Below are 22,339 nucleotides of genomic sequence, written 5' to 3' on the forward strand. Positions count from 1 at the left end.
CCGCCAAGGTGCTGAAGGGCGCGGCGCCGAACATGGAACGCCCCGGCAAGCACCTGCCCCCGACCGACCTGGAAGAGGCCCGCGCCAGGGCCAGCGCCGAGATGGAAGGCAAGGAGGTCGATGACGAGGACCTGAACGGCTACCTGATGTATCCCAAGGTGTTTCTCGACTACATGGGTCGGCACCGGATCTACGGCCCGGTCCGCACCCTGCCGACCACGACCTTCTTCTACGGCATGGAACCGGGCGACGAGATCTCGGCCGAAATCGACCCCGGCAAGACGCTGGAAATCCGCATGCAGGCAGTGGGCGAAACCGGCGAGGACGGCGAGGTCAAGGTGTTCTTCGAACTCAACGGCCAGCCCCGCGTGATCCGGGTGCCCGACCGGATGGTCAAGTCCGCCACCGCCCAACGCCCCAAGGCCGACCCGGCCGACCCCCGCCACATCGGCGCGCCGATGCCCGGCGTCGTCGCCACCGTGGCGGTGCAGGCCGGGGCGAAGGTCAGACAGGGCGACCTCCTGCTGACCATCGAGGCGATGAAGATGGAAACCGGCCTGCACGCAGAACGCGACGCCACCGTCAAGACCGTCCACGTCCAACCCGCCAGCCAGATCGACGCAAAAGACCTTCTGGTGGAACTGGAGTGAACCCGCGCGGCCCCGTATTGTCCGAACGGCGATGCCCGAAAGTGGCTAGGGTCAGGACCCATTTATTTCCGCCTGACGGGGTGATTCACGGTTCGAAAACCGAGCGGTGGGCATGTCTGATCTTTTCTGGCTGACGGATGCGCAGATGGCGCGTCTTGAACCCTTCTTCCCCAGGTCTCACGGCAAACCCCGCGTCGATGACCGACGTGTGTTGATCGGGATTATCTTCATCAATCGCAATGGCTTACGCTGGCGCGACGCGCCGAGCGCATACCGCCCACACAAGACGCTGTACAACCGGTGGAAGCGGTGGAGCGATAAGGGCATCTTCGCCCGGATGATGGCGGGTCTGGCTGCCGGACACGGCGAAGAGAAGACCGTCATGATCGATGCCACCTATCTGAAGGCCCACCGGACAGCGACCGGTATGGGCGTGAAAAAGGGGGGCGCGGACGCCTGATTGGCCGCACCAAGGGCGGCATGAACACCAAACTGCACGCCATCTGCGATAGCCAGGGCCGGCCGCTCAACCTGTTCGTCACCGCCGGACAGGTCAGCGACGACATCGGCGCACGGGCATTGCTCAGCAGCCTGCCGGATGTCGATTGGCTGCTCGGGGACCGCGGCTATGACGCCGACTGGTTCAGAGAAGCATTGAAAGACAAAGGGATACGTGCATGCATCCAGGCCGGAAACAGCGGAAGAAACCGGTGAAATACGACAAGCGGCGCTACAAACGGCGAAACCGCCCCTCTCGTGACATTGCTGCGCAATGCACTGCCGGGCAGTGATCGAGATCATGTTCGGCAGGCTCAAGGACTGGAGACGCGTCGCGACCCGCTATGACCGCTGTCCAAAGGTCTTCCTCTCAGCCATCGCTCTCGCGGCAACCGTCATATACTGGCTTTGAAACTCAATGAGGCTGGAGCCTAGGGCCGCGCCTTGCCAAGGTGCATCCCGGCATCGACCAGCATCAGTTCTCCGGTCACGTGGCGCGCGGCGTCAGAGACGAAGAACAGGGCCGCATCGGCGATGTCGTCCGGTCCGGAGGCGACGGCCAGCGGCGTGATCGATTCGATCGCGCTGACGGTCCCGGCATAGGCGTCGGCGTCCATCGCGTCCTTGAACCAGCGGGTGCCGATGAATCCGGGGCAGACGGCGTTCACGCGGATCGCCGGGGCCAGCGCCCGCGCCAGCGATATCGTCATGGTGTTGAGCGCGCCCTTGGAGGCGGCATAGGCGACCGAGGATCCGATGCCCTTGATCCCGGCGATGGACGAGGTGTTCAAAACCGCGCTGGCGCGTCCGGATTGACCATGCGCGGCGACAAGCAGGGGCTTGGTCGCCTGCAGCATCAGGAACGGGCCAACCACATTGACTGCGTAGGTGTCCATGAAGTCGGCCTTCGACAGGGCGTTCAGATCGGAATGATCGCGGGCGTGGCGGGTGATCCCGGCATTGTTGATCAGGATGTCCAGACGCCCGCGGCGTCCTGCGGCATCGGCCAGATCGCGGCAGCCGTCGGGTTCGGCGACATCGGCCCGGACGACCTGAACCTGCGCGCCCGTGGCGCGGCAGAGATCCGCGGCTTCTTCCGCTTCGACCTGCGAGCGGGAATAGTTGATGATCACCTCCGCCCCGCGCTCGGCCAGCTTCACCGCCATCGCCCGGCCCAGCCCGGTCGCGGAACCGGTCACGAGTGCGATCCGTCCCTCCATGTCGTTCATGTTCTTTACCTCTGTGTTTGCGTTCAGCCACGGTGACACCGTTTCAGGACCGAAATCAACATGCCACCCTGCCGTCGTCACGGTTGGCGTCACTCGAAGGCTGTGGCATTGCTGCTCTCGGTGCGTGATGATCAGGGGGCTTGCCGATGTATCAGAGACTCGCGGTCTATTTCGTGCCGACAGGTTCGCTTGGAGCGTTCGGAGCCGCCTGGCTGGGCTGGGATCTGGTTGCGGGACGGATGCGAGTCCAGCCGGACGATGCCGGACTGGACATCGCGCGGGTGACCGAAGCGCCGCGCAGATACGGGTTTCATGCCACGATCAAGCCGCCCTTCCGGATGCGGGGGCGGCAGACACAGGACGACGTTCGGGACGCATTCGCCGGGCTTTGCGGCAGGTTGCACCCGGTGGACATCGCCGGCTTGCGCCTGACGCGGATGGGGCGGTTTCTGGCGCTGGCGCCGGAACAGTCCTGCCCGGAGGTCATGGACCTGGCCAGCCGGGTCGTCCGGGGGCTTGACCGGTTCCGGGCGCCCCTGTCGGATGCTGAACTGGCCCGGCGGCAAAAGCCCGGTCTGACCCCGGATCAGGCCCGCCACCTGCGGGAGTGGGGCTATCCTCATGTGATGGACCAGTTCCGCTTTCACATCACCCTGACCGGACGGCTCGATCCGCAGACTCGCGAAGCGGCGGAACAAATGCTGCGGCCACGTATTGCAGGTGTCTTGCCCGATCCTTTGCGCATCGATGCGCTGACGCTTGTCGGAGAGGACGCAGACGGCGCCTTTCATGCCATCGACCGGCGATCTCTGGGTGCCGCGGCCTGATCCGGCGTCAGGCCGAAGATTTCAGATGCGACATGAGGTGGTGGAATTTTTCACCCTGAACGGCGACGTGGTCGCGCAGGGCATCCGCCGCGCGGCCGGCATCGCCATCCGTCAGCGCCGACACGATCGTCTCGTGTTCGGCCATGGATTGGGCCATGCGCCCCCTCAACCGCAGCTGGATGCGACGGAACGGTTTCAGCCGGTGTTGCAGGCGCAGGGCTTCCTTTTCCAGGAAGCCGTTGCCGGACTGGCGATAGATGATCTGGTGGAACAGTTGGTTTTCCCGGTAGTAGCCATCGGTGTCGCGGGCCGCGATCGCGTCCTGGCACCGCGCGTTTGCCGCTGCCAGGTCCTGCAAGGCGGTGTCGGATATTCTACGGGCCGCCAGCCTGCCGCAGACGCCTTCGATCTCGGCCATCGTCTCGAACATTTCCAGCAGTTCGACAGGGCCGGGCTGGCGGACGAACACCCCCCGGCGCGGCATCTGCGCCGCCAGCCCGGAAGACACCAGCCGCTGCAATGCTTCCCGGATCGGGGTGCGGGAGACGTTGAACCGCGCGGCCAGACGGATTTCGTCCAGCCGGTCGCCGTCCTTGAACTGACCGGTGAAGATCATTTCTTCGAGATCGTCCGCGATGCTGTCGGTCCGGCTTCGGCTCATGGGGAAACCGTAGACAAGACCGTTCGTGTGCGCAATACGGGATTTTTTGTATGCAAAAAGCTTGACTCTGAATGCTTGCACGCGAACACTTGCAAGGCACGCCCGAAACGAACTTGAGCGGGCGACATGGGAGGACAAGATGAAAACCAAGTTTCTGACAATCACCGCAGCCGCCGCGCTTCTGGCCCTGGGCAACGCGGCCGGGGCCACGGAACTGCGCCTGTCGCACCAGTGGTCCAACAAGGACGTCCGGCACCAGATCGCGCAGATCGTCGCGGACGAAGTGGCGGCGGCGGATGTCGATCTCGAGATCAAGATCTTCGGGTCCAAGTCGCTGTTCAAGCCGCGCGAGCAATACAAGCCCCTCAGCCGGGGACAGCTCGACATGGCGGTTCTGCCGCTGTCCTATGCCGGCGGCCAGCAGCCCGCCTACAACCTGACGCTGATGCCGGGCCTGGTGAAGAACCATGACCACGCCGCGCGTCTGAGCAATTCGCCCTTCATGGAAGCTCTGGAGGCGAAGATGGCGGAGGACGACGTGATGGTGCTGGTGCACGGGTATCTCGCCGGCGGATTCGCAGGCAAGGACAAGTGCATCACCAAACCCGAGGACGTGGAGGGGCTTCAGACCCGCGCGGCGGGCAAGGCGTTCGAACAGATGCTGGCGGGGGCCGGGGCGTCGATCGCATCCATGGCCAGTTCGGAAATCTACAACGCGATGCAGACCGGCGTGCTGAACGCGGCGAACACATCGTCGTCGTCCTTCGTGTCCTACCGCATATACGAGCAGGTGGCGTGCTACACGCCCGCGGGCGATGTGGCGTTGTGGTTCATGTATCAGCCGCTCCTGATGAACAAGTCGACCTTCGAAGGGCTGACCGAGGCGCAGCAGCAGGCGATCCTTGCCGGGGCGGAGAAGGCTGAAGCCTATTATCTGGAAGAGGCGAAGAAACAGGATGCGGCGTCTGTCGAGGTGTTCCGCGATGCGGGCGTCGAGATCGCACAGATGACGCCCGAGGATTTCGCGGCCTGGCGCGCGATCGCGCAGGAAACCTCCTACAGGGCCTTCGTCGAAGAGGTCCCGGACGGGCAGGCGCTGCTGGACATGGCTCTGGCCGTCGAATGATCTTCCGGGCGGCCCGGACACGGGTCGCCCTCGGCACGAGCTGAAGGGAAAAACCATGGCTGGCCACAGTTCCGCCTCTGCTGCCAAGGTCGGCGACAATCGGTTCCTGCGCCTTGTCGCGACTGTGTCCACCGTTGCGGGCTGGATATCGGCGGGGATGATTGTCGCGGCAGTTGCAATCACTTGTCAGATGATCTTCATCAGGTTTGTGTTGAATGGCTCGACAATCTGGCAGACCGAGGCGGTGATCTACCTGGTGATCGGCGCGACGCTGGTCGGCCTGCCCTATGTCCAGCGATTGCGCGGCCATGTGAATGTCGATCTCGTGCCGCTGTCGCTGGCCCGACCGGTGCGCAAGATCCTGGCCATCTTCACCCTGTCGTTGTCCTGCGCCATCGTCGCGGTGATGCTGTGGTATGGCTATGACTACTGGCATTTCGCCTGGTCGCGCGGCTGGACGTCGGACACGGTCTGGGCGGTGCCGCTCTGGATTCCCTACCTGGCGTTGCCGATCGGCTTCGGGCTGTTCCTGTTGCAACTGGTGGCCGACCTCGTGGCGGTGATCCTGGACATCGACGCGCCCTTCGGGCTGGAGGACAGCTGATGGACCCTCTGCTGCTGGGCGCCTGCGTGGCGCTGATCACCATCATGGTGTTGTTTTCCGGGGTATCCGTCGGGCTGGGTCTGCTGATTGTCTCCGCCGGTTTCCTGATCGCGTTCGACGGGATGCGCAGCCTTGAACTGATGCCGGAAATCCTTTTCGGAAAGCTCGACAATTTCGCACTGCTGTCCATTCCGATGTTCATCATCATGGGCGCGTCCATTGCATCGACCCGCGCCGGCGCCGACCTCTACGAGGCGCTGGAACGCTGGCTCACCCGCGTGCCGGGCGGGCTGGTCATTTCCAACCTCGGTGCCTGCGCGCTGTTCGCCGCCATGTCCGGATCCAGCCCCGCCACCTGCGCCGCCATCGGCAAGATGGGCATCCCCGAGATGCGTAAGCGCGGTTATCCGGACGGGGTCGCCGCCGGGTCCATCGCTGCAGGGGGTACGCTGGGCATCCTGATCCCGCCCTCCGTCACCATGATCGTCTATGGCATCGCCACGGAAACCAGCATCGGTCGCCTGTTCCTCGCCGGGGTCATTCCGGGCCTGCTGCTGGTCGGGCTCTTCATGGCGTGGTCGCTCTATTCCACCTGGCGGTCCGGCAATGCGGTTCTGTTGAACGCGGGCAGCTATTCATGGCGCCAGCGGTTCGAGATCCTGCCGCGTGTGCTGCCGTTCCTGGCGATCATCGTCGGCGTGCTCTACGCCATGTATGGCGGCATCGCGACACCGTCCGAAACCGCCGCCGTCGGGGCGCTGCTCTGCCTGGTGATCGCCGTTATCATCTACAGGCTGTGGCATCCGCGCGACCTGTGGCTGGTGCTGCGCGACAGCACCAAGGAAAGCGTGATGATCCTCTTCATCATCGCCGCCGCCGGGGTGTTTTCCTACATGCTGTCGAGCCTGTTCATCACCCAGTCCATCGCCGAATGGATCGGCACGCTTCAGGTCAACCGCTGGGTGCTGATGGGCGCGGTCAACCTGTTCCTGCTGGTCGCCGGGTTCTTTCTGCCGCCTGTGGCGGTGATCCTGATGGCGGCGCCGATCCTGCTGCCGATCATCACCACCGCCGGGTTCGACCCGATCTGGTTCGCCGTGGTTCTGACCATCAACATGGAGATCGGTCTTATCAGTCCGCCGGTCGGCCTGAACCTTTATGTCATCAACGGCATCGCGCCGGACATATCGCTGAAGACCATCCTGGCGGGCTCCCTGCCCTTTGTTGCCTGCATGGTGCTGGCCATCGTCCTGCTCTGCCTGTTTCCCGGACTCGCCACCTGGCTGCCGGACGTGGTGATGGGAGCGGGCGCATGAGCTTCCTGGCCGACCTTCTTTCCACGGTTCTGGAACGGCGCTACCGCGCGTCAAGCGAACCGGACCGCAGCGGGCGCACGATCGAAGAATTGTGCCGCGACCTGATGAGCAGTTCGGGCGAGGTCTCGGGAATGGTGCTGGCCCGTCATGTCCTGGATCGCTACTCCAACATGAAGGATCGCGAAAAAAAGGCATTTTTCTCCTTTTTGGTCAGTGATATGGGGATAGATCCTCATCTTGTGCGTGAAGCACTGGACGCCTATGAGGCGGAACCGGACACAGCGAGCTACCGTCGCGTCCTGGACGCATCCGAAGCGTGCCGGCAGGAACTGACTCGGCGGCTGAACCAGGTGCCGGGAGCCACCGGGCAACTGGTCGAGATGCGCAAGGATCTTTTGCGGCTGATGCGGGACGCGCCGGAGCTTGCGGTGGTCGATCTGGATCTCCAGCACCTGTTCGCCTCATGGTTCAACCGAGGGTTTCTCGTGTTGCGCCCGATCAACTGGGAAAGCCCCGCCGGAATCCTGGAAAAGATCATTGCCTACGAGGCGGTCCATGCGATCCACAGTTGGGACGACCTTCGCGGCCGCGTGCAGCCGGAGGACCGGCGCTGTTTCGCCTTCTTCCATCCGACCATGCCCGACGAACCGCTGATCTTTGTCGAGGTCGCCCTGACCAAGGGCGTCCCCGGCTCGGTGCAGGGGCTGCTGACCGAGGACCGCAGCGTGATCGCCGCGCGTGACGCGGATACGGCGGTGTTCTATTCGATCTCCAATTGCCAGGGGGGGCTGGCGGGGATTTCCTTTGGCAATTCGCTGATCAAGCAGGTGGTTTCCGACCTGTCCCGCGAATTGCCGGACCTGAAGACCTTTGTCACTCTGTCGCCGATTCCAAATCTGACCCGGTGGATTACGGAAACCGGCGTCGAACTGCCGGACGGCACGCCGGCAAGACAGCGCGAACGCGCGGCCTATTACCTTCTGAACGCCAAGCGTCCGGACGGAAGCCCCTATGACCCGGTGGCGCGGTTCCATCTGGGCAACGGTGCGCTTGTCCACGCGGTCCATGCCAATGCGGATACCTCGGCGAACGGGATCGCGCAGTCCGGCGGTATGATGGTAAACTATCTTTATGACCTTGCCTTGATTTCCCAGAACCATGAACGCTATGCCGCGGCCAGGGATATTGCGGCATCGCCCAAGGTCAGGGCACAAGCAGATGCGGCACAAGCACAACTCGCGCAAAGGTGACAGAATGGCAAATCCGCTTTTTGACAGTCTCTTCGGCAAATACGCGGGTCGGGAAACGCCTTTCCTGCATCTGGATGGCGGCGGCACCGTCACCCATGCGGCGTTCCTGGCCCGCGCCGCCCGGTTTGCGCATGTCTTCCGCGAACTCGGCGCGCAAGCGGGGGACCGGCTCGCTGCGCAGATCGAGAAGTCCCCCGAGGCGCTGGCGATCTATGCCGCCTGCATCCAGTCGGGGATCGTGTTCCTGCCGCTGAACACGGCCTATACGGCAGACGAAGTCGCGTATTTCGTGGAAAACAGCGGTGCCCGCATTCTGGTTTGCGACGGGTCCAGACAGGCGGCGCTGGCGCCGGTGGCCGCCGCGGCAGGGGCCGTTCTGGAAACACTGAACGCCGATGGCAGCGGCAGTTTGCGCGATCGCGCCGAGTCCGCACCCGATTCTTTCGAAACCGTGGCCAGGGACGCGGACGACCTAGCGGCGTTTCTCTACACCTCGGGCACCACCGGGCGCTCCAAGGGCGCGATGCTGACCCAGACCAATCTCTTGTCCAACGCCGAGGTGCTGGCCGATCAATGGCGGTTCACCGACACCGATGTGCTGCTGCATGCCTTGCCGATCTTTCACACCCATGGGCTTTTCGTGGCGACCAACATCACGCTGGTCGCCGGCGGGTCGATGATCTTCCTGCCGAAATTCGATCAGGACCGGATCATCGCCGCGCTACCCATGGCCACGACGATGATGGGGGTGCCGACCTTCTACACAAGGCTGCTGGACGATCCGCGATTCACCCGCGACCTGGTCCGCCACATGCGCCTCTTCGTCTCCGGCAGCGCGCCGCTTCTGGCGGAAACCCATGTCCAGTTCGAAGAGCGCACCGGGCACCGCATCCTCGAACGCTACGGGATGACCGAAACCAACATGAACACCTCCAACCCCTATGACGGGGAACGCCGGGCCGGAACGGTCGGGTTTCCGCTGCCGGGGGTCGAACTCAAGATCACGAATCCGGAAACCGGCGCGCGCCTTCCGGACGGCGAGATCGGCCAGATCGAGGTGCGGGGACCCAACGTGTTCAAGGGCTACTGGCAGATGCCGGAAAAGACCCGCGAGGAACTGCGCGAGGACGGCTTCTTCATCACCGGCGATCTGGGGCTGATCGACGACCGGGGCTATGTGCAGATCGTCGGGCGCAACAAGGATCTCATCATTTCCGGCGGCTACAACATCTATCCCAAGGAAATCGAACTGGTGCTGGACGATCAACCCGGCGTTCTGGAAAGCGCCGTCGTCGGTGTGCCGCATCCGGATTTCGGCGAAACCGTGGTCGGGGTTCTGGTCGCCGAACCGGGCGCGGACCCCGATCTGGACGCCATCGCGGCCGCGGTCGGCAAATCGCTGGCGCGCTTCAAGCATCCGCGCAGGCTGCTGCTGCTGTCGGAACTTCCCAGAAACACGATGGGCAAGGTGCAGAAAAACCTGCTGCGCGACCGGTTCAAGGATATTTTCTCGGGCAGCTGATCCGTCAAGGGCGGCGATTCCGATCCGCGCTTTCCCGTATATTTGGGGCGGACCGGGCGTATTTCCGCCAATGCCGGATTTGCCCTGGCGGTGTGATCCGTGGTTCAATACCGGAGAGTCGGACAGGAGCGGCGGGCCGTGCACCCAAGTCCGGCACAGCCCTGAACCGGAAGATGAACACATGACACGTTTTGCCAATTCCCTGCTTTCTTTTTCCGTCGCAGTCGGTATGGCCACCGCGCCCTACGCGCTCGCCGTCACCGCGCTGGGATTCAGCGCCGATCAAGCCTACGCGAAAAACGGCGGCGGCAACGGTGGTGGGAACGGCGGTGGCAATGGTGGCGGCAACGGCGGTGGCAATGGTGGCGGCAACGGCGGCGGCAATAGTGGCGGCAATAGTGGCGGCAACGGCAACGGACAGGGCGCCGCGGGAGGCAACGGCTGGGGTGGCGGAGCCGGTAAAGGCCACGGCTTCGCCGGCACCGGAGTCGGCAAAGGCAGCGGCAAAAGTCGCGACCACGGCTCTGGCTTCGGCTTCGGCAAGGGGGCTGGCAATGGAAATGGCAAGGGGCTGGGCGCGGCCATCAGCGGGTTCTTCGGCGGCTCGGGCAAGAACAACCGTTCGAAAACGGCTTCGGTCAGCCGGGCGTCTTCAAGACACTCGGTTTCGCTCAGCCCGGTTACATCGGCACGCCCAAAAGCGCGCAACAACGGGGCCATCGCATCCAATCTCAAGGGTCTGAATGCGGCCCATGCCAGCCTGACCGCCCGGTCCAACGCCGCTCCGAACAGCCGGGTGGGCCAGATCGCCAGCTACGAGATCGCGACCCTGGGCGTCATCGCCCTGACGGACGAATTGAACGGGCTGTTTGACCGGGTCGATGAGAGCGTTCCGACAACCGAGGCTTTCGTGCTGGACAACATCTCCGATGACGCGACCGCGACGCCCAAAGACATCGCCGAGGCCATCGACGCGCTTGACCCGGAGTCGCCGGACTATGAATCGGACCTGTCGGATGTGGCGGCGGCGATGACCGGGCTGGACCCGGCGGACGCGGAAAACGCGAACGCGATCGCCGCGGCGGCAGCCGAAATCAATGCGACGGTCGCGGCACAGAACGAACAGGCCGATCTTGCCGACCGGATCGCGGAGGTCACAGACACGCTTGCCGAGCAGAAGGACGAACAGGTCAGCGCGCTGTCGACCGCCTATGCGCCGCATGACATCGCGGATCTCGAACCCCAGTCGCTCGAAGCGATGCACAACATGCTGGGCCTGTCCATCGACAGCATTCCGGATCTGGACGACCATGATGCCGATCAGGCCAGGTGAGGCCGCAAGGTCTTGCAGGATACCGACAACGGCAAGGTCCGCCGGCTGGCAGGCGGAACCGAAGGTTCCCAAGTCGCAGAAAACGCCGTTGAAGTCCTGATCCGCGCGTTGCGCGCAGTCGATACAAATTTCCCAGTCGAATGATCAAAAGGTGGCGACGATGCCGCGCCAACATTGTATCGACCCTGCGGAATTTGCTCAGGTTAAGCCGCTAATTTGAACGCCTCGGCTGGCGTGTGCATGGCAAGCGCCTGATGAGGTCGGCGGTTGTTGTAGACGCTGATCCAGTCTCCGATGACCCGTACCGCATGCTGGATGCTTTCGAAGCGGTGGCGGCGAACGCATTGCTCCTTGAGTGTCCGGATGACGCGCTCGACCATGCCGTTCTGCTGGGGGCAGTGAGGAGTGATGAACTCCTGCTTCAGACCGTAGCTTCGGACCAGCGCCGTGAAGTGGCGGCTGGTGAAGACCAAACCGTTGTCGGACCTCAGCAGAACGGCGCCCCGATGCGGCCGAGCGTACCGAACCTGGCGATAAGCGCGTGCTCGAGAGCTGAGCTGGCAGTGCTTGCCTTGCCGGAGCGCGACAAGTGCCCTCGCGTGTATGGCAAGCGCGCGTCATCATCAGACAGCCCCTGAGCGGCCCACAGCGCGTCCATATCCAAGCCGTTGACCGGGCCATTTGAGGCGCTCCGCTCTCGAAACTGTACCAGCAACTGACCGAAGTGGTCGCGTACATGTTCGCGTATTTCGTCGTATCGCATGGCGCGGACCATGGGCCGGGTCACGATGGATTGTCCAGCGATTGTGAGCAGGCGGGCCAGAGACTTGGCGATTCGGGGGTCTCTTGTACCCAATGAGACCTTGATATGACTTCGTTTTAGGGCCGGGTGGCGGTCCACAGGGAGCGGGAAGCGAAAGTAGAAAATGCCGTGCCGGGAAATGCTCGGATAGGATGCGAGGTGCATGATGTGTCCCACCATTGTGGCCCACCTGCGGTTTTGCAGCCTAAGCTATTGATTTGGTTAGGATTGGTGGGCGACCCTGGAATCGAACCAGGCGTGCGTCTCCGCGAGGGAGTTACAGTCCCCTGCCACACCTTGCGGCCTGTCGCCCACTGGCAGACGCGCATTGCGCCTGACGTGAAGGCGTGATTACAAGCGCTCCAGAGGAGCGTCAACAGGAAAATCCGATGTTTTTGCGCTCCGGGTTCGCAGGCCTTGCCGGGGAATGGTCGCATGAAAAAGCCCAAGTGGGTTGTCGAAAAGGAACAGGCGCGGAAGGCCCAGGGGGAGGAAACCGTCTGGCTGTTCGGGCTGCACGCGGTGCGCGATGCGCTGCTCAATTCCCGGCGGGTGAAACTGCGGCTGATCGTGACCCTGAACGCGCAGGCCAGGCTGGCGGACGCCATAGAGACCGCGGGCATCCTCCCCGAAATCGTGGATGCGCGAAAGTTCGCGGCGCCGATCGATCCGGGTTCGGTGCACCAGGGGGCCGCGCTCGAGGTGAAACCCCTGTCCTGGGGCAGCCTGTCGGAGGTCTGCATCGGAGAGGCTGCGCCGCGGGTGATCCTGCTGGACAGGGTGACGGATCCGCACAACGTGGGTGCCATCCTGCGCAGCGCCGAAGTGCTGGGCGCATCGGCGGTCATCGGCACGCGGCATCATTCCGCTCCCGAAACCGGGGCGCTGGCCAAGACGGCCAGCGGTGCGCTCGAACGCCAGCCCTATCTCAGAGTCCGCAACCTGTCGGACACGATCCTGGAACTGAAGAACATGGGCTACCTGGTGCTTGGGCTGGACGGGGAGGCAGAGCAGACCATCGAAACGGTTCTGGACGGCAAGACCGACCGTGCGGTTGCGCTGGTTCTCGGAGCGGAAGGGCCGGGCCTGCGGCAGAAGACGAAGGAAACCGTCGATCATCTGGTCAGGATCCGGGCCGCCGGACCGTTCGGATCCCTGAACGTTTCCAATGCAGCCGCCGTTGCGCTCTACGCGTCGCGTGGTCATGACGACGGTTGAATCCGCAGCAGGAACCGCCGCCTTCCCTGCCCGAATATCCGCGATCTAAACCGCCGTCACGCAAGGCCAATTCGCCGCGACGCGGTTGCATTTCCGACCGCCGGCCCAATATGTCTCTGCAAGCGAAGGGAAAGCCGGACGGACATGCCACAGGTAACGAAGATCGCCACCTGCTGCTATTGCGGCACCCGTGCGGCGTTGGTTCTGGCCGGGAAGCAGCGGCATGAACTGGCGTGCTCGTCCTGCGGGGCGCCGTTGCACAACCTGAAAATGCTGCGCGCCGACAGAGTGAACGGCCAGCCCGCGCGGGAACGTCGGCACGGTGTATCGCATGCCCAGATCGGCCCGGCCGCGACCTGGGCGCAAAGGACGCCGGTCAAGCCAGTCAAGACGAAGCCGCGCAAGCGCCGCAAGGGGTTGATGTCGAAACTGTTCGAGGAAGCCTTCGACGTGATCGAGGACTTGCTGGACTAGGTGTCCGCGTCGCCTAGCCAGAACGCGGCGGTTCGGGTGCCGGACGGGGTGCCCTGCCGTCTCATGCGTGTTCAACAAGACTCACGGCGCACGCAGAGTATTCACAACTGCGTATGACGGCTTTTCTTGATCGCGACGAATCGCCATTCTCGGCGCATGGGGAATCTGCATCAGTTTTACGTCCGGCGAGGCATTCTGTTCGGACTGTCGGTGGTCTGGTCTTTCTGCGCCGCAATGGCTGCAATGGCCGGTTCCGGTATGTTTGCCGCTTCGGACGACGTGGCGCTCGATGGGTATGACGTCGTGTCCTATTTTCTGGATACGGAACCGAAACCCGGCGCGCCGACCCATTCGGTGATCTGGAAGGGCGTGGTCTGGCAATTCGAGACGGACGAGAACCGGCAGTTGTTCGAAGCCAACCCGAGGGCCTATGCGCCGCAATTCGGCGGCTATTGCGCCTACGGGGTCGCCAAGGGGGTCGTGGTGAGCACCGATCCCAGGGTCTGGCATATTTACCAAGGAAAGCTCTATCTCACCCGCGATCGCAAGGCCATGCAGGCGTGGATCGTGGATGTTCCCGGAAATGTGGCGGAGGCCGGAGCCAGGTGGCCGGAGGTCCTGGCGGCGAAATAGCCGGAAACCGGCGCTAGCCCGTGGCTTTTCACAGATATGCGAGCGGGTCTTTTTCGCAGAGAAACAATGCCTACATCTTTAGTGACCACGGATCGGAACATCCGTGGATCATTTCACTGTCCCTCGTTCCGCACTTTGCGCCCAAGGCCATGTGTCTTGGGCGCTTTTTCTTGTGCCGTGAACCCGCTATGCTGCCGTCATGACAGTGTATTCCGACGATCTTCTGAAAGAGGTTCTGACCCGCGCCAAGGTGATTGCCGTGGTCGGCGTCTCGGTCAATCCGGTGCGGCCAAGTTATTATGTCGCGCGATACCTGGGATTGAAGGGCTATACCGTCATTCCGGTCAACCCGCTGCACACCGGCGAATCGCTGTTTGGCCGCAGGATCGTGGGGTCCCTGTCCGAGATCGACCAGCCGGTGGACATGGTGGATATCTTCCGCCGGTCCGAGGCGGTGCCGCCGATCGTCGATGAGGCTCTGGAGCAGCTGCAGGGGCTGCGAACGATCTGGATGCAGATCGGCGTGCGCCATGCCGAAGCCGCGGCAAAAGCGGAGGCCCGCAGCGTGACGGTTATTCAGGACAGGTGTCCGAAGATCGAATATCAGCGTCTGTTCGGCGAGTTGCGCATGGGCGGGTTTGCCACCGGGATCATTTCATCGAAATTGTAAAGCCGGGTGCGGCGGGGGCGTAGCGCAGGGGCGTTCCGCCCCTCTTGATCTTCGATCAATTCACCCCGAGAGTATTTTCCGCAAGAGGAAGAGATGATTACGGGGCCGGGCGGCTGGCTTTTTCGGCGAGCCCCCCGACGGATCGGCGTTTCTCCAGTTCTTGGAGCACGTCCGCAAGGGTCACGTTGCACGCCGCCAGCATCACGAGCAGGTGATAGACCACGTCGGCGGCTTCGCGGGTCAGGGCGTCGCGGTCGCCCCTGACCGCCTCGATGATGGCTTCGACGGCTTCTTCACCGAATTTCTCGGCGCATTTCTCGGGTCCCTTGGCGAAGAGTTTCGCGGTCCAGCTACTGTCGGGATCGGCGCCCTTGCGGGCGGCGATGGTCTTGGCGAGATCGTCCAGAACGTTCATGTCAGCCTCATCGGGATGCCGGCGGCGGCCATGTGTTCCTTGGCCTGCCGGATGGTGAAATCGCCGAAATGAAAGATCGACGCGGCGAGCACGGCGCTGGCGCCGCCGATGGTCACGCCTTCGACGAGGTGATCCAGCGTGCCGACGCCGCCGGAGGCGATCACCGGCACGTGCACCGCATCGGCGATGGCGCGGGTAAGCGGCAGGTTGAAGCCGGCGCGGGTGCCGTCGCGGTCCATGCTGGTCAGCAGGATTTCCCCGGCCCCTTTGGCGACCACGGTGCGGGCGAAATCGACCGCGTCGATGCCGGTCGGCTTGCGCCCGCCATGGGTGAAGACTTCCCACTTGCCGGGGCTGACGGTCTTGGCGTCGATGGCGACCACGATGCACTGGCTGCCGAACTGGTCGGCGGCCTCGGCCACCACGTCGGGGCGGGCCACGGCGGCAGAGTTGAACGATACCTTGTCGGCCCCCGCCAGCAGCAGGTCGCGCACGTCCTCGCGCGAGCGCACGCCGCCCCCCACGGTCAGCGGGATATAGCATTGCTCTGCCGTCCGCTGCACCACGTCGAACATGGTGCCGCGATTTTCATGGGTGGCGTGGATGTCGAGGAAACAGAGCTCGTCGGCCCCGGCGGCGTCATAGGCGCGGGCCGATTCCACCGGATCGCCGGCATCGACCAGGTCGACGAAATTCACGCCCTTCACCACGCGGCCGTCGGCGACATCGAGACAGGGAATGATGCGGGTCTTGAGCATGTCTGAATCCTTTCGGCCCATCTCCTAATGGCAAAACCGCGCCGATACCAGAGATGTGAATGGACCATGGCGTCACGCCGGGGAGAGATTGCGAAGGCAAGTTTCAGAAGAAAGGGATCGACATGCGCAAACATTTCATTCTGGCGGCTGTCCTGGCCGTGGCGGGGGCAGGACAGGCTTTGGCCGACGACCTGATACGGGTCAAGACCGACAAGTCGGTGGGCGCGGCGATGGATGCCTTGCAGGCGGCGGTTGAAGGCGCCGGGGCAACGGTGTTCGCGCGGATCGATCACGGGGCCGGGGCCAGGACGGTGGATACGGATCTGGGCGACATGCAGCTGCTGATCTTCGGCAATCCGAAGATAGGCACGCCGGTGATGCAGGCAGATCCGATTGCCGGGCTGTTCCTGCCGCTCAGGGTGCTGGCCTATGCCGACAAGGACGGTCAGGTCTGGCTGGCCTACGAGGATCCAGAAGAAACGCTCGACGATCTCGACGTGGACGACGATATGCCGGAGGTCGGCATGATGCGGGGGGCGCTGGAAAAGCTGACCGCCAGGGCGGCGGAGTAGGGTCAGCCGCGCAAGGCAGCCAGCGCCTGTTTCAGGTCGAGCGCCCCGTCATAGAGCGCCCGGCCCGAGATCGCCCCGTCGAGCGGTGCGCCGCAATCGCGCAGGGCGATCAGGTCCGCCAGAGAACTGACTCCGCCCGATGCGATCACCGGGATCGAGACCGCGCGGGCCAGCGCCGCGGTGGCCTCGATATTCGGCCCCTGCATCGCGCCGTCGCGGTTGATGTCGGTATAGATGATCGCCGCGACGCCCGCGTCCTCGAAGGATCTGGCGAGATCGGTGACATTCACATCGGTCTCCTCGGCCCAGCCCTTGGTGGCGACCTTGCCGTTCCGCGCGTCGATGCCGACGGCGACCTTGCCGGGGAAGGCGCGGGCCGCCTCGCGCACGAGGTCCGGGTTCTCGACCGCCACGGTGCCGAGGATCACGCGGGCCAAGCCCTTGGAAATCCAGCTTTCGATGGTCGCCATGTCGCGGATGCCCCCGCCGAGCTGCGCCGGCACATCGCAACTGGAAAGGATCGCCTCGACCGGGGCGGCGTTGACCGGTTCGCCCGCGAAGGCGCCGTTCAGGTCCACGAGATGCAGCCATTCGCAGCCCGCATCGACGAAGGCGCGGGCCTGGGCGGCGGGGTCGGCGTTGAACACCGTGGCCTTGTCCATGTCGCCGCGCAGCAGCCGCACGGCCTGCCCGTCCTTGAGGTCGATTGCGGGATAGAGGATCATGGCGCACCTTTGACTTGTCTTGCCGGCGCGATATGGCAGGGCGGAACGGCAATTGCAACGCGCCGCCGGGTCACGCTTGCCAGATGCCGCCCGAATGCGCCACAGTAAGCGCAAACGGGAGGGGCGGAAATGAAACGGCTGATTGCAGGTGTGATATGTGCGGCGGGCCTGGCCGGGATGGCCGCGGCCGATCCGGTGTTCGGAAACTGGCGGACGGCCCCGGACGACAATGGCAATACCGGCCTGATCCAGGTGCAGGCCTGCGGGTCGAAGATCTGCGGCACGCTGGTCAGGGCCTATGACGGGACGGGCGCGGAAATGGCGTCGCCCAATGTCGGCAAGCGCATCATCTGGGACATGGAATCAAAGGGCGGCGGGGCCTATGCCGACGGCAAGGTCTGGTCGCCGGATCGCGACAAGACCTACAAGTCCAAGATGCAGCTGAGCGGCGACAGACTGGCGATCTCCGGGTGCATCCTGATGGTCTGCCGCGACGGCGGAACCTGGACGCGGGCGAACTGATCAGGGGGTCCAGCGCAGGAAGTTCGCGATCATCCGCAACCCGGCGGCCTGGCTTTTTTCCGGGTGGAACTGCATCCCCAGCATCGTGCCGCGCCCGATGACCGCGGTCACGTCGCCGCCATAGTCCACATGGGCGAGCCGATCTGCCGGAGTGTCGACGTGAAACTGGTAGGAATGCACGAAATAGGCGTGGTCACCGGCGGCGATCCCGTCAAAGACCGGGTGGTCGGCATCCAGAACGAGGTCGTTCCAGCCCATATGCGGCACTTTCAGCGCCGTGTCCCTTGGCGCGATGCGGACGACTTCTCCGCCGATCCAGTCCAGTCCCGGCGTGTCTTCGTATTCCCGGCCCCAGGTCGCCATCAGCTGCATCCCCACGCAGATGCCGAGAAACGGACGCCCCTTGACCTCCACGGCTTCGACCAGGGCGTCAAACAGGCCGGAGTGGCCGCGCAGCGCGGCGGCGCAGGCCGGAAACGCTCCGTCTCCCGGCAGCACCACGCGGTCGGCGCGGGCCACCACATCGGCGTCGGCGGTAACGACGACGGTTCCTGCGCCGACTTCGCTCGCCATGCGCTGGAACGCCTTTTCCGCAGAATGCAGGTTGCCGCTTTCGTAGTCGATGATCGCGGTCAGCATCGCCGTTACAACGCGCCCTTGGTCGAAGGCACCGCGTCGGCCTTGCGCGGATCGGTCTGAACCGCCTCGCGCAGCGCGCGGGCGACGGATTTGAACGCGGCCTCGGCGATGTGGTGGCTGTTCAGCCCGTGCAGTCGATCCACATGCAGGGTGATACCGCCATGGGTGCTGAGGGCCTGGAAGAATTCGCGTACCAGTTCGGTGTCGAAGGTGCCGATCTTGGCGGTGGGCAGATCCACGTTCCACACGAGGTAGGGCCGGCCCGACAGGTCGAGCGCCGTGCGCACCAGCGCATCGTCCATCGGCAGGAGACAGGCGCCGTAGCGGGTGATTCCGCGTTTGTCGCCAAGTGCCTGGGTCAGTGCCTGACCCAGCGCGATCCCGACGTCCTCGACCGTGTGGTGATCGTCGATATGCAGATCACCCTCGGCCCGGATCGTCATGTCGATCAGCGAATGGCGGGCCAGCTGGTCCAGCATGTGGTCGAAGAACCCCACGCCGGTGCGGTTGTCATAGCTGCCGGTGCCGTCAAGGTCGATCCGGACGGAGATGTCGGTCTCGGCGGTTTTCCTGGTGATGCTGGCGCTGCGCATGGCATTGGTCCTGTAGGGTCGCGCCGCTTATAGGCGCAGTTTCCGCGGGTTCCAAGCCATTGACGACCAACCTCCGCCGGGCTGTGTCCGCCGTGCCGCGACCGCGGGGGATTGCACCCCGCGATGCGGCGTGCCAGCCTGCGGGCATCGTCAGAAAGAGGCCGCCCATGACCACCTGCGTCTATATCCAGATCCGCTGCACACCCGGCACCACCTACAAGGTGGCCGAGGATATCGCGCTGCGGGAAATCCATTCGGAACTCTATTCCACCAGCGGCGAATACGACCTGTTGATGAAGCTCTACATTCCGGAGGGCGCGGATGTCGGCAAGTATATCAACGAGAACCTGCTCGATATCGACGGTATCGAACGGTCGCTGACAACGATCACCTTCAAGGCGTTCTGACCCCGCCCGGTCAGCCGGTCTGCCGCCACCGGGACCCATGGCCGTAAAGCGGGCAGCCCAGCGTCAGTTGCAGGGCGCGGACGAGGTCTGCGGTATTCTCGGTCGAGACATAGTGGCCGCCGGTGCGGTCGGCCAGGCAGCGGGCCACCGTCTGCCCGTCGCCGTTTCCGGCATCGGGCGAATCCTTCCATGAAAAGAAGGCGCTGCGCACCCGGAAGCCGATGACATGCACGGTCAGGCCGGGGCCGGTCTGCGCCAGTTCCGCGGCCAGCAGGCAGGGGGAGCCGCCGCAGGTTTCCTTGCCATCCGTCACCAGCACGATGGTGCCGGGGCGGGTCTTGTAGCGCAGGGCGTCGGCGGCGTTCCGGACCGACTGGGTCAGCGGGGTGTCGCCGTCGGGCTGCACCCGGTCCACATCCGCGATGATGACCCCGGCGGCGTCCGGGCGGGGCAGGAAGCGCAGGTCGATATTGGCGCAGGAGTCCCCGGAACCGGGGCCATAGACGATCAGGCCGAGCCGGCGGTAGGGGGTGATGGATGGCAGCGCGTCGCGCAGGGCGGCGCGGGCTTCGACGATGCGGGGCGCATCCAGCCCGTTATAGCCCATTTCCGCCATCGACCCGGAGGCGTCGAACACCAGCATCGCGTCGTCGGTGCAGTTTTGCCGGGGCTGGGACATCCCGCCGCCCGCCAGGGCGAAGCTGCAAAACGCCGCCAGCGCGGCGGCCGCATTTGCGAATTTCAGACGTGTTGTCATGGGCTTGACGGCCCCGCTGTTGCCTGCGATCCGCAGGCCCTGCCCGCGGCATCCGGGCAAGGATGCCATTCCCGGCGATTCCTGTCCAATGATCCTGACGGCCGCGGCAATCGCTGCCGGTCCCGGCGGCGCTCCATTTCTCTGTCTGTCCGGTAAAATGGAGCGGGCGATGAGATTCGAACTCACGACCCTAACCTTGGCAAGGTTATGCTCTACCCCTGAGCTACGCCCGCGTCCTTGGGTGAGGCGTGAGATATAAACAACCGTGCCGCGCTGCAAGGGGAAAAATGGACCGGATGGCAAAAATTCTCGCCCGTCGGCGGGGCGCTGCGCAACAGGCGGGCGGGCGACACGGCGCAAATCGCGCGAAACCGGGTTAACACCCTTGTTTTGCGGGTCATGGCGGCTGTGCAGCCCGTGCACACCGCGTGCATACCGCGTGCATACGCGCGATGCGCATGCGCCGCCCTGGGGGCGGTTAACGCGGTGCGCGCCCCCGGTGCATGAACAAGGCGTTACCGGCGGCGCAGGTAGCCCGCCGAGACATAGCCCCTGACCCCCCGCGCATGGCGCAGCGAGACGAGGCACCAGCGCGTGCTGCCGGTCTGCTGGCATTCGTGCAGGCGCAATGCGGTGCCATTGGGCAGCCCGAGCAGGATCCGGTAGCCGGTGCCCGGCCCGGCGCGCATCTTGAGCATGTCGCCGTCATCGACGCCCGCGACTTCGTGAAGCCCGCCGGACCCGGCCCGGGCCGGGGGCACGGCGAACAGCGCCACCGCCATCACGGCGGCCAGCGCGCCGGTAAACGCTCTGCGCATCGGAGTCTCCTGTTGTCTGCCTCGCCGCCAGTCTAGGCCAGGGGGCGGTGCGACGGCAATCGGGGAAGTTCGGTGGGGATGCGTGCGTCGTCCGTTGGCGGGCGGTGGGGCGCTTTCCGGTGATGGCGGCCGACAACGGACCTTCAAACGGAGCGCGGCGATTGGCGGGTCTGAGCCCTTCCACGAGATTCGTGGTCTGCGCAGCATACTTTGGGAAGACGTCGACGTGCCATGTCCCCTTTGATCTGATAAGAATATCGCATGGCTTATGACCCCGATGACAATCCTGTCGATAGGTTCCATTTTGAAATATGGAGTGGCCCAACCGAAGCTTTGAAGGCTACAAACCCCAGCGTCTCGTATTGCGAAAATCACAACGCAGACTTTGACTATGGATTGGCCGCATTAGACTTCAAGCTTTCGGCGCTGGCGCTGATGGCGCGACAGCGCGAGGACCCTCATTTGTCGAATTGGACAGCCCCAGTTCTGCACATGATCCGCCAGACACTCGAACTTTCTCTAAAATCGATGATTGAAACCATTGGGTGGAAAGTTGGCGCTAAAGCCGGAAAGGTTCGGTTTAAGCATGACCTGCGAGATCTTTGGAATCAAGGCCGTGATTGGTTGATCGAAAACGGCTATCCGATCGACAACGATGCGCGTTTGGTAGCGACCGACGGGATCGTCGAGAACATACATGCAATCGATCCAACGGGCGATCTGTTTAGATTCGGCACCTCACGCAAAAAAGCGTTCGGACGGAATAAGAGTTCCGACCGCGTTGGATATCGACAGGATCAACTATTCGAAGAATTCGAGCAGGCTTGCGAATTTCTTGATCACTGGTGCGGAGTTGTAATGCGAGAAATCATTCAAGCCGAACAGGGCTGGGAGAAGGACCCATTCCTTGATCGGGAAGACTACCCAAAGATCAAAAGCGATGAATAGGTCAAGGCAACGGCAGGGCGATAGATCGATAATCTGGTTGAGGCCCTTGCGCAAATTGAGGAGCTCCGGTCCCGTCCGCAGACCGAAGGTCTGAATCGTCCCCCCCGCCAGTTCGTGGATCGCGCAGCGAAGGCCCGCTGTCGCGGGATTTTCGCCAAGCGACGCATCCGCGTTGGGGCTGAAACCGGACTTGCCCGCACTGCTGCCGCCCCGCATGGCCAACCGATTGATCCTTGCCGGAGAGGGACGGCTCATTCCATTTCGATGAGGAGGTCTTTTGCGTCGATCTGGCTGGCGGGTTGGACGTGGATGGTCTTGACGGTGGCGTCGCGTTCGGCGTGGAGGCCGGTTTCCATCTTCATCGCCTCGATG

29 protein-coding genes, 2 tRNA genes and 1 pseudogene are annotated in these 22,339 nt (G+C 63.8%); 18 read left to right on the forward strand and 14 right to left on the reverse strand.

Going from position 1 to position 22,339, the window contains the following annotated elements:
* A partial coding sequence (locus QO034_RS21670) for a biotin/lipoyl-containing protein (protein ID WP_284487606.1) occupies positions 1 to 650 on the forward strand: 650 nt, incomplete at its 5' end.
* Between the two features lie 112 nt (positions 651 to 762).
* A pseudogene (locus QO034_RS21675) lies at positions 763 to 1,560 on the forward strand (IS5 family transposase).
* Between the two features lie 19 nt (positions 1,561 to 1,579).
* On the opposite strand, the gene QO034_RS21680 reads toward QO034_RS21675, so the two are convergent.
* Complete coding sequence (locus QO034_RS21680; protein WP_284487607.1) at positions 1,580 to 2,377, reverse strand: SDR family NAD(P)-dependent oxidoreductase; 798 nt, start codon at positions 2,375 to 2,377, stop codon at positions 1,580 to 1,582.
* A 146-nt stretch (positions 2,378 to 2,523) separates the two neighbouring features.
* Here QO034_RS21680 and QO034_RS21685 point away from each other — a divergent pair, with 146 nt between their 5' ends.
* Positions 2,524 to 3,204, forward strand: coding sequence for a DUF1045 domain-containing protein (locus tag QO034_RS21685; RefSeq protein WP_284487608.1), 681 nt, complete (start codon positions 2,524 to 2,526; stop codon positions 3,202 to 3,204).
* Between the two features lie 7 nt (positions 3,205 to 3,211).
* On the opposite strand, the gene QO034_RS21690 is transcribed toward QO034_RS21685, so the two are convergent.
* Positions 3,212 to 3,865, reverse strand: a complete 654-nt coding sequence (locus QO034_RS21690; protein ID WP_284487609.1) for a GntR family transcriptional regulator — start codon at positions 3,863 to 3,865, stop codon at positions 3,212 to 3,214.
* 139 nt (positions 3,866 to 4,004) lie between these two features.
* Here QO034_RS21690 and dctP point away from each other — a divergent pair, with 139 nt between their 5' ends.
* The 7 genes from dctP to QO034_RS21725 all read left to right on the forward strand — a co-directional run bounded on the left by dctP (position 4,005) and on the right by QO034_RS21725 (position 11,160).
* On the forward strand, positions 4,005 to 4,991 hold the full coding sequence (gene dctP / locus QO034_RS21695; RefSeq protein WP_284487610.1) for a TRAP transporter substrate-binding protein DctP: 987 nt from the start codon (positions 4,005 to 4,007) through the stop codon (positions 4,989 to 4,991).
* 55 nt (positions 4,992 to 5,046) lie between these two features.
* Positions 5,047 to 5,595 carry a TRAP transporter small permease gene (locus QO034_RS21700; protein ID WP_284487611.1) on the forward strand — a complete coding sequence of 183 codons (549 nt, stop codon included), beginning with the start codon at positions 5,047 to 5,049 and terminating at the stop codon, positions 5,593 to 5,595.
* Positions 5,595 to 6,911 carry a TRAP transporter large permease gene (locus QO034_RS21705; RefSeq protein WP_284487612.1) on the forward strand — a complete coding sequence of 439 codons (1,317 nt, stop codon included), beginning with the start codon at positions 5,595 to 5,597 and terminating at the stop codon, positions 6,909 to 6,911. Before QO034_RS21700 ends, QO034_RS21705 begins: the two co-directional genes overlap by 1 nt.
* Positions 6,908 to 8,161, forward strand: a complete 1,254-nt coding sequence (locus QO034_RS21710; protein ID WP_284487613.1) for a malonyl-CoA decarboxylase — start codon at positions 6,908 to 6,910, stop codon at positions 8,159 to 8,161. The genes QO034_RS21705 and QO034_RS21710 overlap by 4 nt, the downstream gene beginning before the upstream one ends.
* Before the next feature lie 4 nt (positions 8,162 to 8,165).
* Positions 8,166 to 9,683: a malonate--CoA ligase gene (locus QO034_RS21715; protein WP_284487614.1), complete on the forward strand. Its 1,518-nt coding sequence runs from the start codon at positions 8,166 to 8,168 to the stop codon at positions 9,681 to 9,683.
* 181 nt (positions 9,684 to 9,864) lie between these two features.
* Positions 9,865 to 11,016: a hypothetical protein gene (locus QO034_RS21720; protein WP_284487615.1), complete on the forward strand. Its 1,152-nt coding sequence runs from the start codon at positions 9,865 to 9,867 to the stop codon at positions 11,014 to 11,016.
* A 12-nt stretch (positions 11,017 to 11,028) separates the two neighbouring features.
* Positions 11,029 to 11,160: a hypothetical protein gene (locus QO034_RS21725; RefSeq protein ID WP_284487616.1), complete on the forward strand. Its 132-nt coding sequence runs from the start codon at positions 11,029 to 11,031 to the stop codon at positions 11,158 to 11,160.
* A 59-nt stretch (positions 11,161 to 11,219) separates the two neighbouring features.
* Here the strand turns inward: QO034_RS21725 and QO034_RS21730 are convergent, their stop codons facing one another.
* The 3 genes from QO034_RS21730 to QO034_RS21740 form a co-directional block, all read right to left on the reverse strand.
* Positions 11,220 to 11,489 carry an integrase core domain-containing protein gene (locus tag QO034_RS21730; RefSeq protein ID WP_284487617.1) on the reverse strand — a complete coding sequence of 90 codons (270 nt, stop codon included), beginning with the start codon at positions 11,487 to 11,489 and terminating at the stop codon, positions 11,220 to 11,222.
* Positions 11,490 to 11,503: 14 nt separating this feature from the next.
* Positions 11,504 to 11,998: a DUF6538 domain-containing protein gene (locus tag QO034_RS21735; protein WP_284487618.1), complete on the reverse strand. Its 495-nt coding sequence runs from the start codon at positions 11,996 to 11,998 to the stop codon at positions 11,504 to 11,506.
* Positions 11,999 to 12,047: 49 nt separating this feature from the next.
* Positions 12,048 to 12,131 (reverse strand) — tRNA-Tyr (locus tag QO034_RS21740).
* A gap of 122 nt (positions 12,132 to 12,253) precedes the next feature.
* Here QO034_RS21740 and rlmB point away from each other — a divergent pair.
* The 4 genes from rlmB (at position 12,254) to QO034_RS21760 (ending at position 14,813) form a co-directional block, all read left to right on the forward strand.
* The gene (rlmB, locus tag QO034_RS21745) at positions 12,254 to 13,036 is read left to right on the forward strand and encodes a 23S rRNA (guanosine(2251)-2'-O)-methyltransferase RlmB (RefSeq protein WP_284487619.1); all 783 of its coding nucleotides are present in this window, start codon (positions 12,254 to 12,256) and stop codon (positions 13,034 to 13,036) included.
* A 144-nt stretch (positions 13,037 to 13,180) separates the two neighbouring features.
* Positions 13,181 to 13,510, forward strand: coding sequence for a hypothetical protein (locus tag QO034_RS21750; RefSeq protein WP_284487620.1), 330 nt, complete (start codon positions 13,181 to 13,183; stop codon positions 13,508 to 13,510).
* 243 nt (positions 13,511 to 13,753) lie between these two features.
* The gene (locus tag QO034_RS21755) at positions 13,754 to 14,143 is read left to right on the forward strand and encodes a YHS domain-containing (seleno)protein (RefSeq protein ID WP_284487621.1); all 390 of its coding nucleotides are present in this window, start codon (positions 13,754 to 13,756) and stop codon (positions 14,141 to 14,143) included.
* Positions 14,144 to 14,342: 199 nt separating this feature from the next.
* Positions 14,343 to 14,813 carry a CoA-binding protein gene (locus QO034_RS21760; RefSeq protein WP_284487622.1) on the forward strand — a complete coding sequence of 157 codons (471 nt, stop codon included), beginning with the start codon at positions 14,343 to 14,345 and terminating at the stop codon, positions 14,811 to 14,813.
* A 97-nt stretch (positions 14,814 to 14,910) separates the two neighbouring features.
* Here the strand turns inward: QO034_RS21760 and QO034_RS21765 are convergent, their stop codons facing one another.
* Both QO034_RS21765 and hisF read right to left on the reverse strand, forming a co-directional pair.
* A complete protein-coding gene (locus QO034_RS21765; protein ID WP_284487623.1) occupies positions 14,911 to 15,228 on the reverse strand; it encodes a phosphoribosyl-ATP diphosphatase in 318 nt (105 codons plus the stop codon).
* Entirely contained in the window at positions 15,225 to 15,986 is a 762-nt protein-coding gene (gene hisF / locus QO034_RS21770; protein WP_284487624.1) for an imidazole glycerol phosphate synthase subunit HisF, read from the reverse strand. The genes QO034_RS21765 and hisF overlap by 4 nt, the downstream gene beginning before the upstream one ends.
* A gap of 122 nt (positions 15,987 to 16,108) precedes the next feature.
* Between hisF and QO034_RS21775 the strand changes: the two genes are divergently transcribed.
* Positions 16,109 to 16,558, forward strand: coding sequence for a DUF302 domain-containing protein (locus QO034_RS21775; RefSeq protein ID WP_284487633.1), 450 nt, complete (start codon positions 16,109 to 16,111; stop codon positions 16,556 to 16,558).
* Between the two features lie 2 nt (positions 16,559 to 16,560).
* On the opposite strand, the gene hisA is transcribed toward QO034_RS21775, so the two are convergent.
* On the reverse strand, positions 16,561 to 17,283 hold the full coding sequence (hisA, locus tag QO034_RS21780) for a 1-(5-phosphoribosyl)-5-[(5-phosphoribosylamino)methylideneamino]imidazole-4-carboxamide isomerase (RefSeq protein WP_284487625.1): 723 nt from the start codon (positions 17,281 to 17,283) through the stop codon (positions 16,561 to 16,563).
* 129 nt (positions 17,284 to 17,412) lie between these two features.
* Between hisA and QO034_RS21785 the strand changes: the two genes are divergently transcribed.
* The gene (locus QO034_RS21785; RefSeq protein ID WP_284487626.1) at positions 17,413 to 17,805 is read left to right on the forward strand and encodes a DUF2147 domain-containing protein; all 393 of its coding nucleotides are present in this window, start codon (positions 17,413 to 17,415) and stop codon (positions 17,803 to 17,805) included.
* Here the strand turns inward: QO034_RS21785 and hisH are convergent, their stop codons facing one another.
* Both hisH and hisB read right to left on the reverse strand, forming a co-directional pair.
* Entirely contained in the window at positions 17,806 to 18,444 is a 639-nt protein-coding gene (hisH, locus tag QO034_RS21790; RefSeq protein WP_284487627.1) for an imidazole glycerol phosphate synthase subunit HisH, read from the reverse strand.
* Between the two features lie 5 nt (positions 18,445 to 18,449).
* Positions 18,450 to 19,037, reverse strand: coding sequence for an imidazoleglycerol-phosphate dehydratase HisB (gene hisB, locus QO034_RS21795; protein WP_284487628.1), 588 nt, complete (start codon positions 19,035 to 19,037; stop codon positions 18,450 to 18,452).
* Between the two features lie 167 nt (positions 19,038 to 19,204).
* Between hisB and QO034_RS21800 the strand changes: the two genes are divergently transcribed.
* A complete protein-coding gene (locus QO034_RS21800; RefSeq protein ID WP_284487629.1) occupies positions 19,205 to 19,444 on the forward strand; it encodes an Lrp/AsnC ligand binding domain-containing protein in 240 nt (79 codons plus the stop codon).
* Positions 19,445 to 19,454: 10 nt separating this feature from the next.
* On the opposite strand, the gene QO034_RS21805 is transcribed toward QO034_RS21800, so the two are convergent.
* From QO034_RS21805 to QO034_RS21815, 3 genes are all read right to left on the reverse strand, one after another.
* On the reverse strand, positions 19,455 to 20,201 hold the full coding sequence (locus QO034_RS21805; protein ID WP_284487630.1) for a vWA domain-containing protein: 747 nt from the start codon (positions 20,199 to 20,201) through the stop codon (positions 19,455 to 19,457).
* Positions 20,202 to 20,359: 158 nt separating this feature from the next.
* Positions 20,360 to 20,434 (reverse strand) — tRNA-Gly (locus QO034_RS21810).
* A gap of 282 nt (positions 20,435 to 20,716) precedes the next feature.
* Entirely contained in the window at positions 20,717 to 21,019 is a 303-nt protein-coding gene (locus QO034_RS21815; protein ID WP_284487631.1) for an SH3 domain-containing protein, read from the reverse strand.
* Positions 21,020 to 21,280: 261 nt separating this feature from the next.
* Here QO034_RS21815 and QO034_RS21820 point away from each other — a divergent pair, with 261 nt between their 5' ends.
* Positions 21,281 to 21,967, forward strand: a complete 687-nt coding sequence (locus QO034_RS21820) for a hypothetical protein (RefSeq protein WP_284487632.1) — start codon at positions 21,281 to 21,283, stop codon at positions 21,965 to 21,967.
* A gap of 251 nt (positions 21,968 to 22,218) precedes the next feature.
* Here QO034_RS21820 and QO034_RS23420 read toward each other — a convergent pair.
* On the reverse strand, positions 22,219 to 22,339 hold a 121-nt coding region (locus QO034_RS23420; protein WP_407696803.1), incomplete at its 5' end, for a biotin/lipoyl-containing protein.

This window comes from Sedimentitalea xiamensis, assembly GCF_030164465.1.
In the GTDB taxonomy this organism is placed as follows: Bacteria; Pseudomonadota; Alphaproteobacteria; order Rhodobacterales; family Rhodobacteraceae; genus Sedimentitalea; species Sedimentitalea xiamensis.

Coding starts and splice junctions, on each gene's coding strand:
- QO034_RS21680 (WP_284487607.1), bottom strand. CDS start 2,377: ATGAACGACATGGAGGGACGGATCGCACTCGTGACCGGTTCCGCGACC.
- QO034_RS21685 (WP_284487608.1), top strand. CDS start 2,524: ATGTATCAGAGACTCGCGGTCTATTTCGTGCCGACAGGTTCGCTTGGA.
- QO034_RS21690 (WP_284487609.1), bottom strand. CDS start 3,865: ATGAGCCGAAGCCGGACCGACAGCATCGCGGACGATCTCGAAGAAATG.
- dctP (WP_284487610.1), top strand. CDS start 4,005: ATGAAAACCAAGTTTCTGACAATCACCGCAGCCGCCGCGCTTCTGGCC.
- QO034_RS21700 (WP_284487611.1), top strand. CDS start 5,047: ATGGCTGGCCACAGTTCCGCCTCTGCTGCCAAGGTCGGCGACAATCGG.
- QO034_RS21705 (WP_284487612.1), top strand. CDS start 5,595: ATGGACCCTCTGCTGCTGGGCGCCTGCGTGGCGCTGATCACCATCATG.
- QO034_RS21710 (WP_284487613.1), top strand. CDS start 6,908: ATGAGCTTCCTGGCCGACCTTCTTTCCACGGTTCTGGAACGGCGCTAC.
- QO034_RS21715 (WP_284487614.1), top strand. CDS start 8,166: ATGGCAAATCCGCTTTTTGACAGTCTCTTCGGCAAATACGCGGGTCGG.
- QO034_RS21720 (WP_284487615.1), top strand. CDS start 9,865: ATGACACGTTTTGCCAATTCCCTGCTTTCTTTTTCCGTCGCAGTCGGT.
- QO034_RS21735 (WP_284487618.1), bottom strand. CDS start 11,998: ATGGTGGGACACATCATGCACCTCGCATCCTATCCGAGCATTTCCCGG.
- rlmB (WP_284487619.1), top strand. CDS start 12,254: ATGAAAAAGCCCAAGTGGGTTGTCGAAAAGGAACAGGCGCGGAAGGCC.
- QO034_RS21750 (WP_284487620.1), top strand. CDS start 13,181: ATGCCACAGGTAACGAAGATCGCCACCTGCTGCTATTGCGGCACCCGT.
- QO034_RS21755 (WP_284487621.1), top strand. CDS start 13,754: ATGGCCGGTTCCGGTATGTTTGCCGCTTCGGACGACGTGGCGCTCGAT.
- QO034_RS21760 (WP_284487622.1), top strand. CDS start 14,343: ATGACAGTGTATTCCGACGATCTTCTGAAAGAGGTTCTGACCCGCGCC.
- QO034_RS21765 (WP_284487623.1), bottom strand. CDS start 15,228: ATGAACGTTCTGGACGATCTCGCCAAGACCATCGCCGCCCGCAAGGGC.
- hisF (WP_284487624.1), bottom strand. CDS start 15,986: ATGCTCAAGACCCGCATCATTCCCTGTCTCGATGTCGCCGACGGCCGC.
- QO034_RS21775 (WP_284487633.1), top strand. CDS start 16,109: ATGCGCAAACATTTCATTCTGGCGGCTGTCCTGGCCGTGGCGGGGGCA.
- hisA (WP_284487625.1), bottom strand. CDS start 17,283: ATGATCCTCTATCCCGCAATCGACCTCAAGGACGGGCAGGCCGTGCGG.
- QO034_RS21785 (WP_284487626.1), top strand. CDS start 17,413: ATGAAACGGCTGATTGCAGGTGTGATATGTGCGGCGGGCCTGGCCGGG.
- hisH (WP_284487627.1), bottom strand. CDS start 18,444: ATGCTGACCGCGATCATCGACTACGAAAGCGGCAACCTGCATTCTGCG.
- hisB (WP_284487628.1), bottom strand. CDS start 19,037: ATGCGCAGCGCCAGCATCACCAGGAAAACCGCCGAGACCGACATCTCC.
- QO034_RS21800 (WP_284487629.1), top strand. CDS start 19,205: ATGACCACCTGCGTCTATATCCAGATCCGCTGCACACCCGGCACCACC.
- QO034_RS21805 (WP_284487630.1), bottom strand. CDS start 20,201: ATGACAACACGTCTGAAATTCGCAAATGCGGCCGCCGCGCTGGCGGCG.
- QO034_RS21815 (WP_284487631.1), bottom strand. CDS start 21,019: ATGCGCAGAGCGTTTACCGGCGCGCTGGCCGCCGTGATGGCGGTGGCG.
- QO034_RS21820 (WP_284487632.1), top strand. CDS start 21,281: ATGGCTTATGACCCCGATGACAATCCTGTCGATAGGTTCCATTTTGAA.